We start from the raw sequence: 22,202 nt of genomic DNA on the forward strand, positions 1-22,202 counted from the left end.
TAAAAAGGTAGGCAACTATGAAACACGCAAAAAAGTTCGCTCATACATGTAAACTGCTCGGTGCAAGCACATTACTTTGTTTAGCAAGTAATACCATGGCTAAACAAGTTGAAGTACACGACCCTGTAATGACCAAAGAAGGCGATACCTATTACGTCTTTAGCACGGGTATGGGGATCACGTATTACGAATCCAAAGACATGAAAAATTGGCAGCTTACCGGGCGCGTATTTAAAGACGAGCCGAGCTGGGCAAAACGAGTTGCCAGTGACTTTGGTGGCCACCTTTGGGCGCCGGATGTATACCAAAAAGATGGCAAGTTTTACCTTTATTATTCTGTGTCTACGTTTGGTAAAAACACCTCGGCGATCGGTGTAACGGTTAACGAAACTCTAGATCCTAAATCACCAGATTATAAATGGATAGATCACGGTATAGTTATACAGTCTGTGCCTGAGCGTGATAACTGGAATGCCATAGATCCAGCGATTGTTGAAGATGACAATGGTACACCATGGATGAGCTTTGGTTCGTTTTGGGGCGGTCTTAAATTAGTGAAACTTGACGATGATATGGTACGTTTGGCACAACCACAAGAATGGCATAGCATTTCAGCACGCCCTAACACTGAACACGGACCTGTAGAAGCACCATATATCTTTAAAAAGAATGGCTATTACTACCTATTTGTGTCGTTTGATAAATGCTGCCAAGGTTTAGACAGCACTTACAATGTCCGTGTAGGGCGCAGTAAAAACGTAGAAGGCCCATACCTTGATAAAGAAGGCCGTGACTTAAATAATGGCGGTGGTTCGCTGGTGATCGAAGGTAATAAAGACTGGGTAGCGCTTGGTCATAATGCCGCTTATACCTTTGACGGTAAAGATTACTTAGTACTTCATGCTTACGAAACGGCTGATAACGGTTTACAAAAATTACGTATTCTACCGATGACTTGGGACGATAACTGGCCAGTAGTTGATAGCAAAGATCTAAACAAGCGCACCACTAAGCTGATTGAGAAGTAACACTTAAGAACAGCCACTAAAAAACCTGCATTTTTTGCAGGTTTTTTGTTTTGATATATCGCATTATTAACACAAGAATTACTGCTCTAGCACCAATATTACTCGCTAAAATCAATGAGTTTAATATCCATAAAAATAAGCTGCTCACTGCTTGTCGCTAAAGATTCATTCAGTGCCACACTGTAAATATCGTAGGCTAGATGCGGTAAAATCAAAAGTTCATAACGGCTGCCTTTAGGCATCAGCATGAGTGCTTCTTGCAAACCTTCAATTGCTTCTGCTATCTCATACTCAGCCACTTGCTCGATTTGCCGCGTATCATAAAGCACATGCCCTGTTGCAGTCATCACGCGTTGCTGCACCTTAACAGTAGCATCCCATGAAGGTGGTTCGCCACTTCCCAGTTCAATAATTCGATACATTAAACCCGAGCCGGTTACATGCACACCAGGCTGTGTTATGTATTGCTCTGCGAGCGGGTAGCGCCGAACACTCACTTTAGAATGCACATCGTCATAATGCTGTAAACTCATACTCGTCCTACTAGTTATTATTGATTAAACGAATACCGTAAATACCACCAGCAACCGATCCTTTTATTGCACTAAAGCGCAGTGTTAATGAGCTAGCTTTTTTCATTTCATCAGTTAATGGATAATCAATACTGTAAAATTCTGCACCGGTTTGCTTAGCAGGTAAGCTAACTTTTGCCAGCACCTCACCATTAATTGTGATAGTAAACTTACGTCCAACATCTGCAGTAAAGTAACGGATACGCAGTGCAACTGCCTGCTGCTCTGAGTTAGTTAGCTTATATTCAAACCAACCTGTTGCATCACGCCAATGATGGCCGTTATTAACACCTGCACGGGTATTTTCACCTTTAAAGTCATGCTCAACTTCAGGCTGTTGCTCGCCCGGTGTAATTTGGTCAACGGTCAATAATCGTAATTGCTCTTTTGCTTGTTCAGCCGCTTTTGAATCTTTAACAAATTGAGTAAATTCGGCTTCACTTTGCTGCGGCCAGTAAACTTGGTAGCGACTATCATGAAGCCTAAAAAACGGAATTAACTGAGTTGTTTGTGTGCTCCCTATCCCCTGCTGAGCAATGGCGACATTTTTATCTGTGGTAAATGCAAGTTCTGCGCTAGGGGCTCGCTTTAAATCAGCAATAAACTGCTCGGGTTCACTGAGCATGATAGGCAGTGCTTCGGGTGGACAGGTAGGCCCTGCTGCAATATGACCCATGCGACTGTTATCAGCAACAAAGTTTAAATGCTCATTTTTAAACGCTTGTACTTTGGTTGCCATTACCACAGGACCATACAATACCGCATAGTAATCTTGGTCATCAGGCAACTGCTCTGTGTACAGTTTTGGCGCTAAAGAAAAAGTTAATTTATCGCCATCATGCCAGTCATGTTTTATTGCGTAATACCCCTGCTCTGCAGTGGCATTTATTGCTTTGCCATTAAGCTTAAACTGCAATTCATCAGTAACCCAACTTGGTTTACGAATGTGCAGCTGCGCTGATGAGTTATGTTTTTTATCTAATGTGTTAATCACTAAGGTTATATTATTAGCATCCGGAAAATGGCTTTGTTGAGTTACTTTTAAGTCCTGTTGCTGCCAATCAAGCGTACTTGGAATAAATAGATTTACCCATAAGTTATCGTCATTTTTACTGTAGATCAGCTCACCGTATTTACTATGATTTTCGATACCCGAACCGACACAACACCACATTGAATCTTGTACCGATGAATACATACGATAGTGCCCAGGACGCATTGGCGTAAAGTACACAAGCCCACCGTGCTCAGGATGTTGTGACGATAAAATATGGTTATAGGTTGCGCGCTCGTAGTATTCTAAATAGCGAGTGTCCGCGGTTTTCAGAAACAGCAGCTTGCTGAGTTTCATCATGTTGTACGTGTTACAGGTTTCAGGGCCTTCAACGTCTTCAACCATCGCGGTAAAATCTTTTTTGTCGTGAAAATGCTCACGCACACTGTTACCACCAATGGCCACTGAGCGCTCTTTAGTCACTGTTTGCCAAAAATAATCTGCGCCTTGTTGCCACGCTTTATCATCAGTGGCCTCAGCGACCTTCAACATACCAATAATTTTTGGAATTTGGGTATTAGCATGTAAGCCAGTTAGCTTATCTTGTTTTTTTAACAGCGGATCGACAATGCTATTTTGAGTAAACTGTTGCGCTAATTTGAGATAACGCTTATCGCCACTGATCGTCGCCATATCGGCAAATACCGCATTTAAACCGCCATATTCTGAATACAGCATCTGTTGAATCTGCTGCTCGCTTAACTTAGAGGTTAAGTTTAAAAACCATTCGCCTAAATCAAACAGCATGGTTTTTGCTTGTTCACTGCCTGCAATCAAGTAAGCATCACGCAAGCCATGGAAAATTTTGTCTATGTTATAAAGCGGCACCCAACGATCATTTAAACTAAATAAATCGGCTTTAATATTGCCATCATGGATTTGTTGCCACATCGCTTGACCATTTGGTATGCCTCCTAAATAACCGTCATTAACCTGTTGTGCGCGTTGTAGCTCATTTAACATGTAATCTAAACGGCGCTTTAGTTCTTCATCGCCAGTTGCAGCCCACGCAAGGCTTAACGCCGATAAATAATGACCGCCAATGTGACCATCAAGCCCCGAGTCTTCCCAATTACCATAAGATGACGCTTTGGGCTCGATACCAGCTTCACGTAAGTAAGGGGCTAATAATTGATCTGGGTGCAATGCCAATAAATAACGAACGTTAGTTTGCTGGGCATGTAAAAATGGGCTTGCACTTAAGCTAACTTGCTCAAGTGCAAAAAGTTGTTGTGGTGTGCGCTGTGTATGATGCGTATTAACAGTTTTATCATCTGCATTAGGGTGTTCGCTGCAAGCCGATAACAACATTACCGCAAGAGAAAAACTAATAACGTGTGGTAATTTTTTTACTGCTAAAACAAACATACACAGAGTCCTTTTGTTATTGTTATTGTTCGCCAGGCTTACCAAAAACAGGCATACCGTTATCATCCCAATTTAGTGATTTTGTGAAGGTATGACGATCTGGGTTCCACAGTGGATCACCTTCAATTTCAGTATATTGACGACAGTGATAAACCAGCACGTCGTTACCATTTTCATCTTGCGTAAAACTGTTATGCCCGGGGCCAAACATCGACTTAGGCTCGTTACTACGAAATACTGGCTCTTGCACTTTAGTCCAGCTATTTATATCTAATAAATCACTATCTAGGTCCGCATATAGCAAGCCCATAGCATAGTTTTCATCGGTGGCACTGGCTGAATACGTTAAGAATATTTTACCGTTACGTTTAAGTACGTTAGGGCCTTCATTCACCCAAAAACCAATTATTTCCCAATCAAGTTCAGGGATGGTTAAACGGGTGATTTCGCCAGTGATCTCTGTTGGTGATGACATTTTTGCCAAGTACAGATTTGAGTTACCTTTTACACCCGGTTCTTTTTGTGCCCAGCAATAATAAAGCTCATCATTATGATAAAAAGTCGTGGCATCTAAACAAAAAGTATCCCATGGGGTTTCAATTTGACCGCAAAACTGCCACTCGCCCTCAATCGGATCCGCATCTTTACAGCTAATTGCATACATACGATGCTGAAATAAATCGTGCTTAATTTCACGACTCGGTGCTGCGGCAAAATAAACATACCAAGCGCCATCATTAAAATGGATCTCAGGAGCCCAAATAAGCTCAGAATATGGACCTGTTTGTGGCTTCATCCAGACCATTTTTGGCGTTGCAGTTGCAAGCCCTTCTAGGGTTTTTGCACGGCGCAGTTCAATGCCATCATAGGCAGGCACTGACGCGGTAAAGTAATAATAACCATCTGTGTGCTTATGAATATATGGATCAGCACGTTGTGGGATCAAAGGTTTAGGTAAAGTTGACATAAATGCTCCTAAAATTATTCTGGTAACCGCTGGTTTTTAACCATATCGGTATAATAGTTATCGGTAATTTTGTATTTAAATAGCACAAAGCCCAAAATGGCATGAAACACACCAGGAATAATGGTCAGCATTAATGCTAATCCAGTCATGGTAAATTGACTTTGTTCAATATTTGGCTGGTAATCAAAAAAAGCTAACAGTAAACCACCGGCAAGACCCGCTAAACCACCACCGGCTTTTTGGCAAAATGAAATCCCGCCAAATGACAAACCTGATGCCCTAACACCGTCTTTAATTTCGCCATAGTCAACCGCTTCTGCAATCGCGGACCAAAACACCGGTGCATGCAAATCAACCACGAAAGATAAAATGATATACAACACAAAGGCCAACCAGATGTCACCAGGTTGCACTGCAAAAAACATTATCAGCGAAATAAACAACACTGCGATTTGTGACCATCTAAATAGTTTTAACTTACAATAACGTTGGGTGATCCACGTACTTGCCACCATAGATACTATTGATGCTGCGATACCTGCACTGGTAAAAGTACCCGCCAGATCAGGAGCACCTAAATAGTACTTAGCGTAGTACATAGCCACACTGCCACGAATTGCATAACCTAAAGTACCAAGCACACATGCGGCGCATAGCAGCAACCATTGATCGTTTTTAATCAGCACTTTAAATTGGGTCAGTATGCTTTCGGTTTGTGGTTCATGAGTAATACGTTCACGAGTAGTAAAAAAGCAAAACAGAAACAATGCTACACCACAGGTAGACACTAAAATCATTGCCAGTTTATAACCATGAGCGATATCGCCACCGCCCCACATTGATGCCAGTAAAGGTACAGAAAATACAATAATAACATTGGCTATTTTGGCAAAAAACATCCGATAACCATTCGCTGATAAACGTTCTTTAGGATCTGCGGTTAATACGCCAATGTACGAAATATAAGGAATTGCTACACCGGTAAACATCAAGGTGGCAAATAAATAAGTAAGGTAAGCCCACACCAACTTCATATTGTAATCAAAATCTGGAGTGGTAAATAGCAGGACGATTGAAATACCATATGGCACAGATAAAAATAAGAACCAATGGCGGAACTGCCCCCAGCGAGTTTTTACTTTATCGGTAATCACGCCCATTAATGGGTCAGTAAACGCATCAACAAAACGTGCAACTAAAAATAAAATACCCATATCAACAGGGTCGAGGCCATAAATGTCGGTGTAGAAAAACGACATAAAATAAAATAATGCAGCAACCATAACGTTTACTGCCATATCACCGGCACCAAAACCGACTTTTTCTACCACTGATAACTTTTGATTTTCCATACAACTACCTGATTTTTAAAATATGTAGTACCTTAATACGCCATATTTAAAATAATAAAGGTCACCTATTCTTTGTTTTATCACACTGGTGACCATTGTATTGCTTATTATTGTAAATTTAATGATAACTTCATTGATAGTATTATCATACTAATAGGATCGCAACTCTTTTCGACGAATCATAATTTTGGAAGCTCAACTATCTCAGAGCGAATAAATACAAGTTAAATTAATTCAATGAGTTGATAAGTAAAAACCCCGACCAAAGTCGAGGTTTTGTACTTTAAAGATTATATAAACTTAGAAAGAATAACGGGCACCAATTGCAAAAGTGCGTGAATATATACCGTTACCAAAGTTATAGATGTTTTCGTTGCCTTCACCATAATAACTTTGATACACATCGTCGAGTATATTTGTAGCATCAAAAGTCACCACAAAATCATCTGTTACATCATAGCTAAATTGGAAATCTAAACTTTGTTCTGAACGGTTCCAAAATTGCAATGGATTAGCAAAAATAGCCGCTTCGTTACCGGTATAGAACTCTGAACGCCATACATACGATAAGCGCATATCGAACGAATCTCGCTCATAAATACCCACCACACTATATGATTGATCAGATACACCAGCCATACTTGAATCTACATAACCGCTAATGGTTCCATCGTTGTTATACTCAGGTAGTTTTTGAGATGAATCTAGTGCGGTAAAACTTGCTTGCAGACCAAGCCCATTTAGCATTTCAGGCAAGTTATCCGGGAAATATACTAAACCAAGTTCCAAACCAGATAATTCGCCTTCACTTGCATTAACAGGGGCACTAAGCGCGTAAGGAATAATGTCACCATTCTTATCAGGTCGCATCACAACTTTTCGCCCTGGGACTATTCGGCTATCTATTTCTCGTAAAAAATAAGTTGCGTAAAGTGAACTTGAATCGGCAAAATACCACTCTAAAGAGATATCATAATTTGTCGACTCTTCAGGTTGTAATTGCGGGTTCCCTCCTGTGCCCGTCCCATTCTTAGTTCCCTCTGTAAGAGGATCCGTAAAATACTGCAAGGCATTTAAATCTGCAAAATTAGGCATACGTAAGGTATTAGTGTAAGCAAAACGACCTATCACATCATCGGTTATATTCCAGTTTAGAACTAAGCTTGGCAGTAATTTACTGACGTCTGCGCTCGCAGAGCTTGAATCAAAAATATTAGTATTTGTTCCAGTTTCTGCTGTGAAGTCCATATCCTGCTCATATTTGACATAACGCACCCCAAATTCCCCACTTATATTTTCAGTTATGAAAAAATTAGTGGTTGTATATAATGCATACGAGTTTTCTTCAATATCTAAGGTTTTATAAACATTTTCGGCTTCTAGACCATACACGTTGCGTACTGCACCAGCGTTATCAAGCATGTAACCACCATCAGCGGTAACGAAGTTACTGAATGTATCTGCCCTGCCATCGAAGTAATCATCCACATGGAATACAATACCGGATCCATCACCAGTAGCTCCTGCTGCGGCCAATTGTTGAATTAAACTTTCAACACTAGTATTACCAATCCCACCTTCATTTGTTCGAGTGAACTCTTCAGCTGTGCGTTTTTCGTAGCGACCGCCAAATTTCACTTTATCTATGAATCGACCACCAAAAAGATATTCAGCGTCAAAAGTAAATGTCGTAGAATCCCCGCGATTACCACCGCCGTTATCATACACCGTACCCGCATTCCAATTTTGTATTGCAGCCATATCAGCTTCATTTACTGCGGTGTTAGGATCATCCCAAAATGCAATCCCAGGAACTCCGTCATTATCATTAAAATCAACATTTAACCCTTTGGCTACACGGTCAAAGCGCATTGCAAAAAAATCAGTTTCAAATTCACTTTCTTGATAAACAACTTCAGTGTTAATTGTTAAATATTCACTAGCTTGCCACTGTGCACCTAGTGCATATAAGTAACTATCTGTTTTACCATATGAGAAATCACCACTTTGGAAACCACCTGCATTAATCGCTTGTTTTTCTTTAACTACATTAGTGCCATCGAAAATAGTTGGTGTTTCAATATTGCCATTGCCGTTTTCAAACGTGTTTGAAAACCACATCGCATTTTGTGACTCGTTTTCATACCCGGTGTAAAAACCTTCGGCGGTTATTTCTAAAGTATCAACCGGTGCCCACTGCAACGAGATAGAAGCTGCTGGACGTTTACGTAAACCAGTAAATGACGTACCAAAGATAGCATCACGTGCTATTAAATACTCTGTCGGCTCACCTTCAACGTTTAGTTTAGACCCTGGAGTATTAGGTAAACCGTTCTCTTGACCAATCTGCCAAACCTTGTTTCCTTGCGAGTCATATTCAGGAATACGTGAATAAGGAGAGTACATTGCTTGCGGATTATTAGTAAAAAATGGAAACGCTGCACCTGCAGTTATCGTATCATCACGATAATTGGTTTCAGAGTACGACACATTAAACAGTGCACCAAACTCACCAGCGCCGTCAATTTCCCAACGATTACTTAGCAGTGCACTAATATTTGGGTCAACTTTATCTGGTTGATCGGAGTAAATACCACGTGCAGCTAAAACAACTTTTTGGCCATCAAAGTTAAACGGGCGATTTGTTTTAATGTCGATTGAACCCGCAATACCTCGCTCGACTTGATCTGCTGATCGCGTTTTATAAACTGTTACGCCAGATAGTAAGCTCGCCGGAATATCTTGCAGTGCAACATCGCGCCCTGCACCGGTAAAAATATCTCGACCATTGACCGTAGTATGAACATCCGTTAGACCACGAATAGACACAGTACTCACTTCACCAGCACCACGGCCTGTGGTTTGTACACCAGTAACCCTTTGTAGTGCTTCAACTACATTGTTATCTGGGAACTTGCCAATATCTTCTGCAATAATAGAGTCGACAATTTGTGTACTAAAGCGTTTTTCAGCCAGTGCCTTATTTAAGCTACCACGAATACCAGAAACCTGAATAATTTCAATGTCGTCTTTCTCAGCATTTACCGATGCATTATCTTCTTGCTGCGCATATGCAAACTGACATGAAACAGCCATGATTATTGCACTAGCTATGTGTGTTTTTTTGAACATGAGTGGTGTTCTCCATTTGTTTTCCCCAGAAGGCTATTACCCTCTGCTTCCCCTTATTTACAAACTTGTTGTCAGAGCCTGTATTAAGGTTGCCTTTTATTATGTTAATTATTTGCTGTCTGACATTGATAATATTGTATGATTAATTAACAGTCAACTGATAAAAATAAATAAATGTTAAATAAAAATCAAAAAAACAAATCTTGGCAACAAGGCCATAAAAAACAATTGGTTGATGAAATATAATCTTACGGGAAAGATAGAAGTATCAAAAAGTGAAATATAACTCATCCTAAATCAAATAATTATTATACTACAAATAAACAACTCACTTGAAAGGGTATGCCAATGCTCCATAGCTATAACATATATTAAGATCGGTAATTCCAAGTACGGGGAAACAAAAAAGACGAAACAATTAGCTTTACAAGCAATGGGAATAATTTTCTGTATAATATGAATAAGCATAAAAAAACCCCGAGGTTATCGGGGCTTTTTATACTCTAATTTACATTAGAATGAATACCGTGCACCTAAAGCAAATGTACGAGAAAAAATACTACTTCCCGCATTAAATAGATTTTCGTTACCTTCTCCATAATAAGTTTGATACTTATCATCTAACAAGTTAGTAGCATCAAATGTAACCGTTAACTCTTCGCTTACATCATAACTAACCTGAAAATCTAAACTTTGCTCTGGCCGATTCCATATTTGTAATGGATTCGCAAAAGTAGCATCCGTTGTTCCGCTATAAAACGCTGAGCGCCATAAGTATGACAAACGCATATCAAATGACTCTCGCTCGTAAATACCAACGACACTAACTGATTCATCAGAAACGCCTGTCATACTTGTTTCAGTATAACCAGTAATATTACCTAGCGAATCAAAGTCAGGAGTGTCCTGCGAAGAGTCTAAGTTAGTGTAACTTGCCTGCATACCTAAGCCATCAAGAACGGCTGGCAGATTTTCTGGGAAATAGACTAATCCTAACTCGAGACCAGATAATTCACCATCTGACGCATTACCAGGAAAGCTAACAACGTATGGACGAGTTTCACCATCATCGCCTTCGCGTACAACATTTCTACGTGATGAAATGACTAACCCATCAATTTCACGCTTAAAGTAAGACGCGTATAAAGAACTTGTATCAGCAAAATACCACTCTAGCGATAGGTCATAATTTTTTGACTCAGTAGCTTGTAAATTAGGATTACCAGTACTACCGGTACCATATTCTTGCGCTTTAGTAATTGGATCTTCGTAACGTGCCACAGAGCTTAAATCAGCGTAATTAGGCATTCTTAGTGTTTCTGTATACGCAACACGCCCGACAATATCTTCTGTAATATTCCAGTTTAGAGATAAACTTGGTAGCAATTTATTGATACTTTCTGATTCAACGGTTTGGTCATACTGAGCAGGATTCTTAGATAATAGTGATTGAAACTTCATATCTTGATTATATTTCACATAACGAGCACCAACCTCACCGCTAATATTTTCAAAGAGATAAAAATTCATTGTGCTATATAAAGCATAAGAATCTTCTTCAATATCAAACGTTTTATACTTATCTTCTTTGTTAAACCCATAGACAGAGCGAACAGCATCTACATTATCAAGTAAGTAACCACCATCTGCTGCGATAAAGTTATTGAAAACGTTAGCTCGGCCATCAAAGTAATCATCAACCTGATAGATAAGCCCAGATCCGTCATCGCTTACACCTGCTTCAACTAACTGGCTCATGAAATTAGTTAGCGATGTTGGTTGATATTTATTCTGAGTACGGGTGAATGCTTCTGCAGTACGTTTTTCGTAGCGCCCACCAAAAGAAACTTTATCAATATATGTGCCACCAAATAAATATTCTGCGTCAAACGTAAACGCAATTGAGTCACCACTGTTGCCATCACCATTGTCATATAGATCAGCAGCATTCCAGTTTGCAACAGCGCTCATATCAGCTTCATTTACAGGTGTATTAGGATCGTCTTCGTATACGACTGCGGGTACACCCCCACCATTATTATAATCAACGTTTAGAGTAGGAAAAGTTGCGCGATTAAAGCGCATTGCTAAAAAGTCGCTTTCATAATCACTTTTTTGATATACCAGTTCACTATTAATGGTCAGATAATCTGATGCTTGCCACTTCGCACCCAATGCGTATAAATACGTGTCTGTTTTTTGAGAAGTAGCATCACCACTTACAAAACCATCTGCGCCGAGGGTTTGTCTTTGCTTTATGACATTTGTGTCATCGTAAGTAACCGGTGTTTCAATGCCGACGTTATCATTGTAACTAAACGCATGCCATAATGAATTTTGTGACTCATTACGATAGCCAGTATAAAAACCTTCAGCCGTTAACTCTAATGTATCATTAGGTGCCCATTGAAATGAGGCTGTTATTGCTGGGCGCTTACGTTCACCGCTAAAAGAGTTACCAAAAACAGCGTCACGGCCAAGTAAATACTCTGCTGACTGGCCATTTATATCAAGCGCTGAACCTGGTGTTGTTGGTAGGCCATTTTCTAAGCTCTGCCAAACAGAGGTTTCGTTACCCGGTGCTCCTAACGTTCTAGGAATTGGAGAATAAGGTCTAAAACCAGTAGCTGGTTGGTTTGTGAAATAGGGTAATGCAGCCCCTGCAGCTAATGTATCATCGCGGTAGTGCGTTTTAGAATAGGAAACATTGACCAGTGCACCAAACTCACCCGCACCATCCAAATCCCAACGATTACTTAATAACATACTTAAATTAGGGTCAACTTTGTCAGGTTGGTCTGAATAAATACCGCGTGCTGCTAGTACTACTTTTTTACCATCAAAGTTAAATGGACGCTGAGTTTTAATATCAATCGAGCCAGCTATACCACGCTCAACTTGCTTTGCCGATCGCGTTTTATATACGGTAACACCAGAGAGTAAGCTAGCAGGAATATCTTGCAGCGACACATCACGACCTGAGCCGGTAAAAACATCACGGCCATTTACAGTAGTATGAACATCGCTTAGACCACGAATTGATACACTGCTGACTTCACCGCCCCCACGGCCGGTAGTTTGTACACCTGAAACTCGCTGTAGTGCTTCAACGACATTATTGTCAGGAAATTTACCAATGTCTTCGGCAACAATCGCATCAACAATTTGTACGCTAGCGCGTTTTTCATCTAACGCTTTGTTTAAGCTACCGCGAATGCCTGATACTTGAATAACTTCGATATCATCAGTGCTATCTGGCGGTGTATTTGTTACTTCATCCTGTGCATAAGACAGTTGGCATGAAAATGCCAAAACTATTGCACTGGCTATGTGTGTTTTTTTAAACATTAGCGGTGTTCTCCAAATTATAGTTATATCGGAACTCTGAACTATCCAATTAAGTTACCGAAGAGTGACCACTGCATTGCCCATTGTATGTTGTCAAAACAGTATACGAGATATCTACATTTACTATGTATATAGATTAACACTCGGACTTTAATCATATTGTATGACTATTTAAGGGTCAACTCAAAAAACAACAAATTCAAATAACCTGTAAAGAGTAGTTAACACCCACTCCATTGAAATAGTTGATTTATTAGCTTGTTTCATCTAGCCACCTAACAATTAAAAAGGTAAGGCTATGCAATTCAAAAACTTAAAGTCGACAATGCGAATAACAATCACATTAATACTGTGTAAAAATATAAATGCATTGCAACTATATATTTACCTCGGTTATGCTGATGTCATCACAATAAAAATACAATAATACAATTAATGGTGTTTTTTATTGTACTTTTACTAATTTTTAGTACTCACAGCTGCCATGAATTAACTAAAACTACACATAAGCGCAGACACTTTGGCTTACACCATCTATAAGGATACATATGAAAAATAAATTAACAGCCCTTGCGTTACCATTACTCTTATCGAGCGGTATGGTTGCAGCACAAAACCCATTATTTACCGACGTGTTCACCGCAGATCCTGCGGCATTAGTTCATAAGGACACAGTTTATCTTTATACCGGTCATGATGTTGCCCCAAATAATGATATTTTCTTTGAGATGCATGACTGGCTTGCTTTTTCATCAACCGATATGGTGAATTGGAAAAAGCATGGCCCAATAATGAAAGCCACTGACTTTAAATGGGCTAAGGGCGATGCATGGGCAGCGCATATGATTGAACGTGATGGCACCTTTTATTTCTTCACCACTGTTCGCCATGATGAAACTAAACCTGGTTTTGCAATTGGTGTCGCAACGTCGAAATCTCCTACCGGACCATTTAAAGACGCTATAGGTCATGCATTGGTTACTAATGATATGACCACCCAAACACCGAATGATTGGGATGATATCGATCCGGCCATCTACGTAGAAGAAAATGGTGATGCTTATCTATTTTTTGGTAACCTTGTACCTAAATACGTGAAGCTCAGCGATGACTTACTAAGTTTAGACGGTGAAATAAAAACCATCGATTTACCAAACTTTACCGAAGCGCTATGGGTACATAAGAAAGATGAATACTATTACGTGTCTTATGCCTGTGAATTCCCAGAAAAAATCTGCTACGCAATGAGTAAAAGTATCCATGGCCCTTGGCAGTATAAGAGGATTCTGAATGAGATTGCTGGTAACAGCGAGACTAATCATCAGTCAATTATCGAGTTTAAAGGTAAAAGTTACTTTATTTACCATACAGGTGCAGTACCACCAAAAGATGGCAAGCCAAGTGGCGGACGTTTTCGTCGCTCAGTTGCGATTGAACCACTTATCTACAATGATGATGGTACCTTACAGCGTATCATCATGACCACTGAAGGGTTGAGTAAAGACAAATAACTCAGTCAACGAATGGGCTCTCACTGCAGAGCCCCTATCACTGTGGTTTAAAAAATTGTTCGCTGGTGAATAAATCTACTTACAAAGACGATTTTCAACGCTAACTGCGTTGAGTTAACTTGCAATAGGTAAGTGCCTGACGCGTAAACTCACCTAGTGAACCCTGATAACTTTCTAGGTAGACACTTTATTAACCTTTATAATTTTAAATCAAAGCATTCGTAAATACCTTTACCTGAGATCTGGTTAACCCCCTCTATTTTCGCGTAATACTTACATTACTTGCTGTAAATAAGCGAAAAATCGTCGCAAATCATTGCTTGATGATAATTGAAACACAGCTGTAAGCATTGTAAATAAAGCACTTTTTATTTACATAACAATTACTTTTGCAAAAGTATTTGCACATTTGAAATAGTACTATAAAATTACAATACTACGTAGTTGCTATTTTACGTTAGGTGCACAGCAATTTTATTGACAACATTAAATAACAAAAATCCCAGTTATAAGAGGACATTAAAAAATGAAACTAACCAGATTAGCGATGGTGATCAGCTGCGCTTTAGCTGTTACAGGATGCGGTTCAGACAGCAATTCAGCGCCCGAAGGCGTATTAGCGGCACAACCTACTGCAACCGCAAAGCCAACTGTAAGTAGCAGTGTACAATTTAACAACAATGGCAATGTAACAGTGACTAATGTTGCCGTGCATGATCCGTCGGTTTTAAAAGTCGATGATACTTATTATATTTTTGGCTCACATTTAGCTGCCGCTAAATCGACCGATTTAATGAACTGGGAAATGATTTCAAGTTTATCAGCAAACAGTGCTGTAAATGAAAGCCCGTTGTTTGATTTTAATTACACAACCGAAATTGCAGAGGGTATTGAATGGACTGATGGCTTTACCGGTAACTGGGCTGCTGATGTAATTAAAGCACCCAACGGCAAGTTTTGGTTTTACTACAATCATTGCGCTCAAGATAATCCAGATACACCTAACACTGTTGATGAAGTATGCTTTAATCGCTCTTATTTAGGTCTTGCAGAAGCAGACTCTATTGAAGGTCCATACAAAAATAAAGGCATTTTTTTACGCAGCGGCTACCGTACTGATGATGAATTTGCTAAGTATCCATTAGATAATGGGCAAACAACATGGGCTGGCGCTGTAGATCCCAATGCCATTGACCCCGCCGCTTTTTATGATAAAGATGGCAATTTATGGATGGTGTACGGTTCATACTCTGGCGGGATATTTGTACTTGCTATAGATGAAACAACAGGCATGCCTGAAGCAGGACAAGGCTATGGAACTAAACTAGTCGGTGGTGACTTCCGTGCTATGGAAGGTGCATTTACTATGTATAGCCCTGAAAGTGATTACTACTATCTTTTTTACTCAGTTGCAGGATTTGCTGCTAATGATGGTTATAATGTACGTGTTGCACGTTCAAAGAACCCACAAGGTCCTTATTTAGATAATGCGGGCAACGATATTGCCTCTGCAGGCGGCCTTGAAATAGGTGAAAAACTATTAGGTGGTTTTGAATATACCCAAGAGCTCGGAGAAACAGCACCAGCTTGGGGTTATCAATCACCGGGTCATAACTCAGCGTATTATGATCAGGCATCGGGCAAACATTTATTTGTCACTCACACTCGCTTCCCATTAAGCTCTACTGAATTTCCAGAAAGTGCTGAAGCACACCAAGTACGAACCCATGAAATGTTCATTAACCAACTTGGTTGGCCTGTACTTTCACCACAACGCTATGTTCCACTCAATGGTGAGAATGTACTATCGATGGACGAAATCCAAGGTTATTACAAATTCATAAACCATGGTACAACCGTTAATACCAGTGCTATTCGTTCAACTCACATTGCACTTAATGCTGATAACTCAGTAACAGGCAGCGATCCTGGTACTTGGTATCCTAGCGATGATTCTAATACCAATATTAAACTAGTATTAGAATCTGGCACTTACTTTGCCGTCGCTAAATGGCAATGGGATGATGCCAATAAAGCACTTGTACCAACGCTGTCGGGAGTATCAAGTGAAGGAGCAACGGTTTGGGCAACTAAAGTTGACGATATTACGGCAACAAGCGATATCCTTGCCACTGTTGCTCAAGCGTTGGATATTAAAACTGAGTTAAGTATTGCAGATGAAGGTTACTCATTACCAACTCTTGGTAAAGATGGCGCACAAATCAGCTGGCAAAGTAGTGATGAATATTACATAGGTAGCGACGGTGCAGTATTTATTCCAACCCCAGACCGTGGTAATAAATCAGTGACGCTCACAGCCAATATTGAGCTAAACGGCCAAACCACGAGTAAAACATTTACAGTTAATTTAACCGCACGTCCTGAGTTTAAAAATGCGATAGCACATTATTCATTTGAAAATGCGCTCACAGATAGCTTAGGAAATTTACCAAGTGCCACAACTACTGATAATAATTTGTTAAACACCGGCGCAGGTAATCAAGCGTATGCTGCTGGGCAAACAGGCCAAGCATTTAGTTTTGATGGTGCAACAGGTGTCAGATTACCTGATAGCTTTATTCAATCAAGTGCATACACTGTTTCTTATTGGTTGAAACCAACGGTTTTAACTGATTTTTCACCATCATTCTTCGCCACTACGACTGTTGATAGATGGATGAGCTTGATCCCTGGTAACACTCATTTTACAACCACACCAATGCTATGGAGCAAATATTTAGATGATGCGGGTGTTGAACAGTGGAACCAAATCATTTCTGCAACCCCGGCAACGCTTACTTGGTCGCATGTTGCAATCACTTATGCCAACGGCGAAGCTAAACTTTACCGTGATGGGGTTTTAGCAGGATCAATGCCACGCGCTGATTTTTTTAGTAATGCAACGGGTAACTTTGCACTTGGCGTAAACTATGGCTGGGATTTACCATTCCAAGGCGAGATTGATGAATTAATAGTATATGACTATGCCCTTGGTAACTTAGACATCAATGCAGCTGCTATCAATAACTTAACTGATCCAACAAAATTCGCTGGTTTTGTAAAAGATGCATTAGATTTAGGTGATGTATCAGCAGTGCGTGATAACCTCACTCTACCGCGTGTTGGTCCATTTGTATCCGGTATCAGTTGGACATCAAATAATGAAGAATACCTAAAACCTGTTAATGGCACAGCTATCGTTAATCAACCAAGTGCGTTGGCAGGCGATCAAATCGTCACCTTAACTGCAACGATTAACTATAAAGGCTTCACTGACACTAAAACCTTCGATGTTACCGTTAAATCACTTGCCCCTGCGCAATATAGCTTTGAAGGTGATTTAGCTGAGCTTGAAGGCGTTTACGGTAAAGGTAACGCAACCGGTAACCGGATAGATAACCAAGGCGGTGCTGTCACTTTCACTGACGGTATTATCGGTCAAGCTGTACATCTAGATGGTAATGTTGGAGTGAGATTACCTGATAACTTAATTACAACGAATGACTATTCAATTTCACTGTGGTTAAAACCAGATGTATTTACCAGTTACACGACTGCATTCTTTGCCGGTGCAAATTCGTCAACGTGGTTAAGCCTTGTCCCATCAATGGATGGTACTGATAAAACTCGACTTTGGGCAACTACGGGCGCATTTTTCGATAACGGTGAGCTTGATACTCGTATACCTAAAGACAAATGGACTCACTTAGCCATGACTGTCGATGGTAGCAATGGTGATACACTAAAAATGTACGTAAATGGTGAATTAAAACTTGAAGCTGCAGGTTTTCCACGTGTATTCACTGTTGCAGGCGAGACCAATGAATTTGCGTTAGGCGTAAACTATTGGGATACGCCTTATGCTGGTGCAATTGATGAGTTAAAAGTATTCAGCGGTGCAATTGATGCTGATGCAATTAAAGCACTCTTTGATGCAGCAACTGCACAAGAATAAACTATTTTGGGCGAGCTGCCTTGCCCAATAGTTTGTTGTCGTGAAAAGCCAGACGAGAGTCTGGCTTTTTTATTTATCAATTATTTCAAAAAATCACTTATCTTCTACCGTACCATTTGTACTATAATAACAACTTAGTAAGGGCTATGTACCGTATTCTTATGTTCTTATACCCTGTTTTTGCTTTGCCAAAATGACAGCATTTAAAGTTATTGCTAACGGCGGCTGAATGGACACCTTATTTCCTTTAGAGCATATGCTGTCTGAGATTAATTCATATGGTTACTTAGTGATAGCACTGGGCAAAAGGCAAAACAGCCTTGATGACAAATTCTTAAATAAGGCCAGAAATAGCATGCTCCCTCACGTCATTGATTGGATTAGAGCACAATTTGCGAATCTGCTCAGTGAATTTTACCAAAGCGCAAATCTGAAAAAAATCGCTATTGCAGGTCAATTCTGGGATGGCGCGCAACTTTTTGCTACAGCAAACTATAAGCTTGATTGGCAATTAAAAGATAAGCAAAGCAATTTTAAAGGAATGATTATGAACGTATCAAAACTTAAACGGCTTTTATGGGCCACATTTTTTGCTACAGCAGCAGCCAGCGCAAACGCAGAACCATTAACCCAAGTCAGCGTGGCACAGGGCAAACTTGAAGGCACGGCCCAGCAAAACTTAGCCGTATTTAAAGGCGTGCCCTTTGCTAAACCACCGGTTGGAGAGTTGCGCTGGAAAGCCCCTCAACCTGCCGAAAAATGGCAAGGTGTGCTTAAAGCACAAGCGTATGCCCCTGCCCCAATTCAAGCAGACGATCCCGTATCTGGGAGCAGTGAAGATAGTTTATATCTGAATATTTGGACGCCCGCGCAATCAAATAATGAAAAGCTCCCGGTGCTCGTTTGGATCTACGGTGGTGGCTTTAGCTTTGGCAGTTCATCAGATCCTATTTTTGATGGTAGCGAACTTGCCAATAAAGGCGTGATAGTAGTGTCTATTGCTTATCGCGTTGGTCAATTAGGTTTTTTAGCCCATCCTGAACTTAATAAGGAAAGCCCAGTTGGCGTATCAGGTAATTATGGGTTGCTCGACCAACTAGCCGCCTTAAAGTGGCTTAAACAAAACATTAGTGAGTTTGGTGGTGATGCAAATAATCTTACCATTGCGGGTGAATCTGCGGGCGGCATTTCGGTTAGCATGCTTGCCGCCTCACCGTTAGCTAAAGGGTTATTTAACAAAGTTATCTCGCAAAGTGGTGGTTCATTTGGTCCTACTCGCATTAAGAACTACCCCGGTGAAAACATGTCAACCTTACAACAGGCTCAAACAGAAGGTTTCGACTATGTAAAACAGTTTGGCACAAGCTCCATTGCACAACTGCGAAAAATGAGCGCAAAAACTTTTATACCAAAAGGCTGGTCACTTCCCGGTGGTTGGCCCATTGTTGACGGCTATGTGATAAAAGACGACCAATATAAGCTCTATCAGCAAGGCAAGTTTAATGATGTACCTGCTTTAATTGGTTATAACTCGGATGAAGGCGTCAGCTTTGTGTGGGACCCTGATGTTAATAATTTTGTTGATGGAGTAAAGACTCGCTTCGGTCAATTTGCGCCAAGTTTACTTGAGGCTTACCCTGTTGCAAAAAACAGCATCCCTCGCAGCGCCCGTAATCTGGTGCGTGATGCTGCCTTTGGTTGGCATACTTGGAGCTGGGCTAAGTTACAAACTGAACATGGAAGAGCCCCTGTTTATTTATATTACTTTGATCACCATCCTGAGCGTAAACTTGGCGGCAAAGATGAAGATCATGGCTCTGGCCACGGTCATGAAATAGCCTATATGTTTAAAAACCTTAATAAAGCAGATCCGAATGTAACTAAAAATGATTTAAAAATGTCAGATATAATGGCAACCTACTGGACTAACTTTGCCAAAAATGGCAATCCAAATGACGATGCATTACCAAATTGGCCTGCTTTTAATAATGACAAACCCAGCACTATGTATTTTCAACAGCAACCAAAAGTCGGCCCAGTGCCCGACAAACAAGCGCTAGAAACACTTGATCAGTATTTTAAATGGCGCCGCACACCAGCCGGTGAAAAATGGGCTAACCAAGTTCGTTAGTCTGCAGCTATCCAAATAAAAGCCAAATTAATATTTGGCTTTTATTTACATGCCTCCCCTTTAGTAACGCCTCTTTCAGCCGATAAGTATGATTAAATCACATTATAAAGAGCCATGATGCAGATACATAAACCACTGGGACAGCCAATTGCGTCACCATCAGAGTCTACGGTAAAAAGTAACGATACTACTGGCTATCGTTTATCAGAAAAAGAGTTAGACAATATATCAGGCCGGGAAACTAAAGAGAAAGCAGAAAAAGAGGCCAATTCAGATATGCCCGATCACATCGCTAAAATGATCGAACAGCTGAAAAAAATCAAAGAACAGATTGAACAACAAAAAGAGCAACTCGAAAAGTTAAAAGCGCTAGATAACCAGCAAGATGAAGCTGTTAAAGCACAAGTCGAAGCGCAAACTAATATGATTGTATCAATGCAAGCTCAAATGGGTTCGTTAGTTCAAACCATCGCTGAAGCGATGAAAGAAGCTGGTATTACCGACACAGGTGCACTTGTCAGTGCCATGGTGTGATCAACTGAAATCGCGATTAGTTGTTACTATTGTAGTACTGCTCATATTCTATTATTAGCAATCGTGTTTTTAGCTATACTTAAATAAGCGCAATATCAACAATTAGGCATAATTATGAGTTATAAAAACTGGCCAATCGCTAGGCAGATTGGTGCACTCGTATTTCCTTGCTACAGCAATTTTTACTGACAAAAGTAAATCGGCCATTAAAATGCCTTCTGCTACCAGGCGCAATAAGCTTTGCAATTTAATCACCAAAATAATTAGTGATTGTTTAATCGATAGATTTTTAGTTAAAGGAACCGCTTTTTATTTGTAGATACTTTTCGATAGTTTTATCTTTCTTATCTGATGCAAGCACTTCATCTAAAGATTTCTGAATTTTTGTTATCATTTCATCTGATGTTTTTTTATTAGCTATCATGTAATAGCCACCTTCGTTCGACAGTAAATAGGCTTTTTCAATTGCTGACTGATCATAGCCCAGCGTTTTCATTTGATAGGCTAAATCTAATGGATCTCCAGGGATCAGATCTGTCCTTTTTTTAAATAAAGCTTTTAATATTTGTTCTGAATTAACAGTAACATAGTAGTCTATATTTTCTTGAAAGTGATTACGCTTAAGGAATTGCTCAACTGAACCGCCCATCAGCACACTAGTTTTATATTGTTTGATATCTGCGATTTTGTTGATCTGTATATCAGATCGGGAATTTAATTTATACAGATATACCTCTCTGGTGTGCAAAGGGCCAATCCATTTATACATATTTTCGAGCTCAGGAATGCGAGCTACTGTAAAAAGCAAAGTGTTAGGAGTTTGTTGGACAGTGTATAAAGCGCGTTTAAAAGGATAAACTAACAGTTTGTATTTGATGTTCGCTTTTTGCAGCGCGGCTTCTACTAACTCTGTGCTAATACCAACTAGCTTACCACCTTTGTTAAAATTATAAGGTGGCCAGTCGTTCAACAAAATTGTAAGTTCAGGCTCTGGATCCTGAGCATTTGCATTTATATTTGACAATAAACTCAATAATAAAATCATTCTTAATATCATGAGGCTTCCTATTCCTGTGCCTGCTTCTATCTATAAAAAGCGCTATTTTTTAAGTTTATTTTATAATTATCTTTGGCTTTACCTTACATATTAGCAGCCTACGCTAACATTACACTTGGTTCACTGTATCTTACAATTATGGACAATCAAATTGTACCTTTGCTGCGTCACCTTACACTAATTAAATTAGCGA

Annotated in this window: 12 protein-coding genes; 5 read left to right on the forward strand and 7 right to left on the reverse strand. The window is 40.0% G+C overall.

Features of this window, described 5'->3' with window-relative positions; all coding sequences use genetic code 11:
- Positions 1–17 precede the first annotated feature (17 nt).
- Positions 18–1,028, forward strand: a complete 1,011-nt coding sequence (locus tag H5200_RS09885) for an arabinan endo-1,5-alpha-L-arabinosidase (protein ID WP_182761406.1) — start codon at positions 18–20, stop codon at positions 1,026–1,028.
- Positions 1,029–1,126: 98 nt separating this feature from the next.
- Here H5200_RS09885 and H5200_RS09890 read toward each other — a convergent pair whose 3' ends face one another.
- The 6 genes from H5200_RS09890 to H5200_RS09915 form a co-directional block, all read right to left on the reverse strand.
- On the reverse strand, positions 1,127–1,561 hold the full coding sequence (locus H5200_RS09890) for an FKBP-type peptidyl-prolyl cis-trans isomerase (RefSeq protein ID WP_182761407.1): 435 nt from the start codon (positions 1,559–1,561) through the stop codon (positions 1,127–1,129).
- Between the two features lie 10 nt (positions 1,562–1,571).
- Positions 1,572–4,022: a glycoside hydrolase family 127 protein gene (locus H5200_RS09895; RefSeq protein WP_182739567.1), complete on the reverse strand. Its 2,451-nt coding sequence runs from the start codon at positions 4,020–4,022 to the stop codon at positions 1,572–1,574.
- 22 nt (positions 4,023–4,044) lie between these two features.
- Positions 4,045–4,989, reverse strand: a complete 945-nt coding sequence (locus H5200_RS09900) for a glycoside hydrolase family 43 protein (RefSeq protein WP_033103079.1) — start codon at positions 4,987–4,989, stop codon at positions 4,045–4,047.
- A 14-nt stretch (positions 4,990–5,003) separates the two neighbouring features.
- On the reverse strand, positions 5,004–6,341 hold the full coding sequence (locus H5200_RS09905) for an MFS transporter (protein ID WP_149980054.1): 1,338 nt from the start codon (positions 6,339–6,341) through the stop codon (positions 5,004–5,006).
- 300 nt (positions 6,342–6,641) lie between these two features.
- On the reverse strand, positions 6,642–9,473 hold the full coding sequence (locus tag H5200_RS09910) for a TonB-dependent receptor (RefSeq protein WP_182761408.1): 2,832 nt from the start codon (positions 9,471–9,473) through the stop codon (positions 6,642–6,644).
- A gap of 513 nt (positions 9,474–9,986) precedes the next feature.
- Positions 9,987–12,821 carry a TonB-dependent receptor gene (locus H5200_RS09915; RefSeq protein ID WP_182761409.1) on the reverse strand — a complete coding sequence of 945 codons (2,835 nt, stop codon included), beginning with the start codon at positions 12,819–12,821 and terminating at the stop codon, positions 9,987–9,989.
- Positions 12,822–13,369: 548 nt separating this feature from the next.
- On the opposite strand from H5200_RS09915, the gene H5200_RS09920 reads away from it, so the two are divergent.
- From H5200_RS09920 to H5200_RS09935, 4 genes are all read left to right on the forward strand, one after another.
- The gene (locus tag H5200_RS09920; protein ID WP_182761410.1) at positions 13,370–14,332 is read left to right on the forward strand and encodes a glycoside hydrolase family 43 protein; all 963 of its coding nucleotides are present in this window, start codon (positions 13,370–13,372) and stop codon (positions 14,330–14,332) included.
- Positions 14,333–14,858: 526 nt separating this feature from the next.
- On the forward strand, positions 14,859–18,287 hold the full coding sequence (locus tag H5200_RS09925) for a LamG-like jellyroll fold domain-containing protein (RefSeq protein WP_182761411.1): 3,429 nt from the start codon (positions 14,859–14,861) through the stop codon (positions 18,285–18,287).
- A gap of 229 nt (positions 18,288–18,516) precedes the next feature.
- The gene (locus tag H5200_RS09930; RefSeq protein WP_259399197.1) at positions 18,517–20,418 is read left to right on the forward strand and encodes a carboxylesterase/lipase family protein; all 1,902 of its coding nucleotides are present in this window, start codon (positions 18,517–18,519) and stop codon (positions 20,416–20,418) included.
- 114 nt (positions 20,419–20,532) lie between these two features.
- Entirely contained in the window at positions 20,533–20,952 is a 420-nt protein-coding gene (locus H5200_RS09935) for a hypothetical protein (RefSeq protein WP_259397091.1), read from the forward strand.
- Positions 20,953–21,241: 289 nt separating this feature from the next.
- Here the strand turns inward: H5200_RS09935 and H5200_RS09940 are convergent, their stop codons facing one another.
- Positions 21,242–22,009 carry an ABC transporter substrate-binding protein gene (locus H5200_RS09940; RefSeq protein ID WP_182717785.1) on the reverse strand — a complete coding sequence of 256 codons (768 nt, stop codon included), beginning with the start codon at positions 22,007–22,009 and terminating at the stop codon, positions 21,242–21,244.
- Positions 22,010–22,202: the final 193 nt, after the last annotated feature.

The sequence above is a fragment of the Pseudoalteromonas sp. SG43-7 genome (assembly GCF_014164295.1).
In the GTDB taxonomy this organism is placed as follows: Bacteria; Pseudomonadota; Gammaproteobacteria; order Enterobacterales; family Alteromonadaceae; genus Pseudoalteromonas; species Pseudoalteromonas rhizosphaerae.